Raw genomic sequence first — 4426 nt, 5'->3', positions numbered from 1 at the left:
CCCCCTACCCCGACCAATCGGTGCGCGGCGGAACGCAAACCGACCGGCAGCTTTTCTTCCACCCCCACCCCGCGATCCAGAAAACCCGGCAAATGGTTTCAGCTGCCGTGCACTCCTTTATCGATGCATTGCCAGCTCAGGACGCCAGACATCCATTGCTCGGCCTGCCGCGCAACCAACCGATCTTGTTTGAAGGCAGTTGGTCTGTGCGGTTGGCAGGCGCTGGCTATCATGCCGCGCACACCCATGTGATGGGCTGGATAAGTTCGGCACTCTATATCGTAGTGCCCGAACCGGATGTCGCAGGCCCCGCCCCCGCCGGCCATCTGGCGCTTGGCGCTCCGCCGCCGGAACTTGGACTGTCGATGGAACCCATACGGTATATCGAGCCGAAGGCCGGGCGCCTTGCGCTCTTCCCGTCAACGCTATGGCACGGCACCGAACCCTTTGCCGAGGGTGAGCGGATGACCATCGCGTTCGACATACGAATTCCGCAGATAACCGAGGCTTTTTAGCATACGTATACCAACCTCTACACGGTTGAATGTCGCCCGCTTTGCCGCAATGAATGGTGCCATAAACAGGCCCGCAAAAGCAGGCCGCGAGAGAGGAAACCCATTATGCAGAAAAAAGCAGCTCAGGCAGCCGTGGTGGCTTTGCTGGCCCATGGCGCAGTGCAAGGCGCACCCTTGGCAACCGCCAGCTCACCCGATGGTTCGATCACCGTCAGTGTCGAGCTGGATAGTGATGGCCGCGCCAATTACAGCATCAGCCGCAAGGGCAAGCTGCTGATCGCGCCATCGAAGCTGGGTTTCATCCTGACCGACAGTTATGACATGGTGCGCGGCTTCAAATTTGAAAGCGCCGAGAACAAGCCGACTGTTGACGAGAAATGGGAGCAGCCATGGGGCGAGCGCCGTTTCGTGCGCAACCATTATAACGACTTGATCGTGCGTTTCCGCCAGCCGACCTATCTGAAACGCGCAATGAATGTGCGCTTCCGTATTTTCGATAATGGCGTCGGTTTCCGTTATGAAATTCCGGAGCAGGAAAATCTCAAGACGATGAATATCGCCGATGAGATGACCGAATTTTCCATCGCCAGCCCCGGCACGGCTTGGTGGATCACCGGCGGCGAGTGGAACCGTTACGAGCAAATCTATCAAAAGACGCCGATTGATGCTGTTTCGACCGCGCATACGCCGATCACGATGCGGCTGGACGATGGCACGCACCTTTCGTTCCATGAGGCGGCGCTGGTCGACTATTCGGCCTTTTGGTTCAAGCGGGGTGAGAAGCAGACTTTCCGCACCACATTGTCGCCTTCGTCAAAGGGGCCGCGCGTTACGCGTGAGACGCCTTTTGCTACGCCATGGCGTGCGATCCGCATCGGCGACAGCGCGGCGAGCCTTGTCGAGAATGACCTTGAGCTCAACCTCAACGAGCCTAACAAGTTGGGCGATGTCAGCTGGTTCCGCCCGCAAAAATATGTCGGCATCTGGTGGGGCATGATCTCCGGCAAGTGGAGCTGGGCTGAAGGCCCGAACCATGGTGCCACCACCGAGCGCACAAAGGAACATATCGATTTCGCGGCCAAGCATGGCTTTGGCGGAGTATTGGTTGAAGGCTGGAACAAGGGCTGGAATGGCGAATGGTTCGGCCATGGCGATGAATTCAGCTTCACTGAAGCGGTACCCGATTTCGACCTTAAGGAAGTTACCGATTATGCACGCAAGAAACGCGTCAAGCTGATCGGGCATCATGAAACCGGCGGCAATATCGCGGTCTATGAGGCGCAGCTGGACGATGCGATGAAGCTGTATGGCGAACTCGGCGTCGATATCGTCAAGACCGGTTACGTCGCCGATGCGGGAGGCATCATTGCGCCGGGTGACACGCCAGGCGAGGTGCGCAAGGAATGGCATGATGGCCAGCGCCAGGTGCAGCACCATCTGAAAGTCGTCGAGACGGCAGCGAAATATAAAGTTGCGGTCAACCCGCACGAACCGGTGAAGGATACCGGCCTGCGCCGCACCTATCCCAACTGGGTCGCCCGCGAAGGCGCGCGCGGTATGGAGTATAACGCATGGGGCCAGTTCGCGAACGGACCGGAGCATGAGCCAACCCTCGTTTATACGCGTATGCTGTCGGGGCCGATGGACTTCACCCCCGGCGTACTTTCGCTGACCAGCCCGACAGGCAATGCCCTTGCATCGACGCGCGCAAAGCAGCTTGGCCTCTACCTCGCCATCTATTCGCCGATCCAGATGGCCGCAGATTTCATTGAGAACCTCGCCAAATATCCCAAGGAGCTGGATTTCATCTCCAAGGTGCCGGCCGACTGGGCGGAATCGAAACTGATTGCGGGCGCAGTGGGCGAATATGCGATTTTCGCGCGCAAGGATCGCAACAGTGCCAATTGGTATACCGGCGGCGTCAACGATGCCACCGCGCGCATGGTCGATCTCGACCTTTCCTTCCTCGAACCGGGCAAGAGCTATCGCGCAACCATCTACAAAGATGGCCCCGATGCAACCTACCTCACCGAAGCACGGCACAATATCGCCTATGAAACCAGGACGGTGAAGCAAGGGGACAAGCTGGCTGTATGGCTCGCCCCCGGTGGCGGATTTGCAGCCCGTCTGGAGCCGGTGCGTTAAGCATCGGCCCGTCGTAGCAACGCCTCGTTCGGTCGAAAGATTTTGTTAACCCTGTCCGTTTAGCCTTGTCCCAGACCCACCTTAGGGTGATATTTCGGGGGTAAGGCAAGATGCAGGGCTGGATGAAAGATTTCGCCGAACAGCTTCATCGCAAGAGCATTTGGGCGATCGCCTCGCTGGAGCACGGCATTGGCCGGTTGATGATCGCCTGGGTCGTGATTGCGGGAGCCTTATGTGCCCTGCGCATCACCTTCGCGGCATCGCCGATCGATGGCCCGGCGGCATTGGTGCAGACGCTGCTACCCTACCTCCTCGTAATCGGCGCACCCGTAGCGGCGTGCCTGATAGGCAACGCGCTGTTCCCGCGCGGCGCATTGTTCGAACAGCCACAGATCCGCCTCGCCCGCTATGGCAATTGGCAGACTGTCGATTGCCTGACCGCGCGGCAGCACCCTCTGTTCGGACCGACAGGTATGATGGCATCGCTAGTCATAGGCATGATGATCAACGTGCCGGTGCGCAGCCTGGAATTTCTCGCTGCCGTCCCCGCGATGAATGGCCATGCGCCGCTCTGGGGGCAAATGCTGTTTGCAGCAATGACGACCGATGTTGTCGTGATGAACTTCCTCTATATGATCGCCTTCATGATGGCATTGCGCAACGTCCCCTGGTTCCCGCGCTTTTTGCTGATGGTCTGGGGTGTCGATATTGTCTCGCAGGTGAGCATCGCGCATTTCGTGAGCAATGCCCCGAGCCTGCCGGTTCCAGTCGGGGATGCGATGGGGGATTTGCTGAGCGGCAATGTGAAGAAAGTAGCGATCAGCGTTGCAATCTGGTTGCCCTATCTGCTGTTGTCGCAGCGTGTGAACCTCACTTATCGGGCACGGCTGGCAGCTTGACAGGCGCGAATGCCAACGCGGCCGCAACAGCGAGCATCATCAACGGATAGTTGTAGTAAAGCGCCGCGTCATGCAGCGAGTAAATCAGCGTCGCCAAAACCAGGCCAAAGGAGGCAACCCGGTTCAGGGAGTCAGACTTTAGCTTTGCCATCCTTACGACGGGCAATATCGCAGCGGCCAGCAATGCGCAGCCAAGGAAGCCGATTGAAATCAAGGCTTGCAATATGACATTGTGCGGTTGCCGATAGTCCGGGAAGCCCTTGAAATCTATCAGCTGAAACTGGTCGAGACCCCAGCCAAATACTGGCCTCTCGAACACTTTTCCGGCAACTTCTATCCACATCGAGATACGACCAGTAGACAAGTCGCGTCCGGCTTCAGGGACTGGAGAAAATCTGAATATTCCATAAGCTGCATTTGGCGGCGTTGGCAAAATTGCGCTCAAGACTGCGCCGACGATCAATGCCGAGAATGCGAATTTGAAAATCTGCATCCTATATTGCGCAGCGGCGAATAAAAGCAGGCCGATCCCTGCTAATGTAGCAAAAACCGCACCTCGTGATCCGGTCCAAAAAGCAAGCAACAAAGTGAGCGTAACGAATTTTGAACTTAGTTGGCCTATTGAATCCTCTCGCAGGATCGAGCAAGCTTTTGGCTAGCGGCAACAAAAGGGGGATTCAGAAATGCGGCATCTCTTTCTTGCCCTCGATGGATTTATTTCTGCCTGTCGTGCAGACGCCCTTACTCTATCGGTGGGCGGCCTGTTCATATTGGCATCGCTCATCGCAATGGCCAACATAGGCATTTATGGCTTCCCGTTAGACGGAAGTGTGTCTCTATTGCTAACATTCGCGGCCACGGCGGTTT

The 4426-nt window shown here is 57.2% G+C and carries 5 protein-coding genes; 4 read left to right on the top strand and 1 reads right to left on the bottom strand.

Translation table 11 applies throughout. The features are described from left to right. From Q0239_RS13915 to Q0239_RS13905, 3 genes are all read left to right on the top strand, one after another. Nucleotides 1–515, top strand: a 515-nt coding sequence (locus tag Q0239_RS13915) for a putative 2OG-Fe(II) oxygenase (protein WP_298603884.1), incomplete at its 5' end; no start/stop codon positions are given. A gap of 105 nt (nt 516–620) precedes the next feature. After that, complete coding sequence (locus Q0239_RS13910; protein ID WP_298603882.1) at nt 621–2660, top strand: glycoside hydrolase family 97 protein; 2040 nt, start codon at nt 621–623, stop codon at nt 2658–2660. A 122-nt stretch (nt 2661–2782) separates the two neighbouring features. Continuing rightward, complete coding sequence (locus Q0239_RS13905) at nt 2783–3559, top strand: DUF2569 domain-containing protein (protein WP_298603880.1); 777 nt, start codon at nt 2783–2785, stop codon at nt 3557–3559. On the opposite strand, the gene Q0239_RS13900 is transcribed toward Q0239_RS13905, so the two are convergent. Then, nucleotides 3531–4142, bottom strand: coding sequence for an O-antigen ligase (locus Q0239_RS13900; protein WP_298603886.1), 612 nt, complete (start codon nt 4140–4142; stop codon nt 3531–3533). The genes Q0239_RS13905 and Q0239_RS13900 overlap by 29 nt on opposite strands. A gap of 100 nt (nt 4143–4242) precedes the next feature. Here Q0239_RS13900 and Q0239_RS13895 point away from each other — a divergent pair. After that, nucleotides 4243–4426: hypothetical protein (locus Q0239_RS13895; protein WP_298603878.1), on the top strand; the 184-nt coding region annotated here is incomplete at its 3' end.

Source organism: uncultured Sphingorhabdus sp. (assembly GCF_937872355.1).
GTDB lineage: Bacteria > Pseudomonadota > Alphaproteobacteria > Sphingomonadales > Sphingomonadaceae > Sphingorhabdus_B.
Note: the sequence above shows the minus strand (reverse complement) of the source record. Positions and strands in the feature narration are given on the sequence as shown.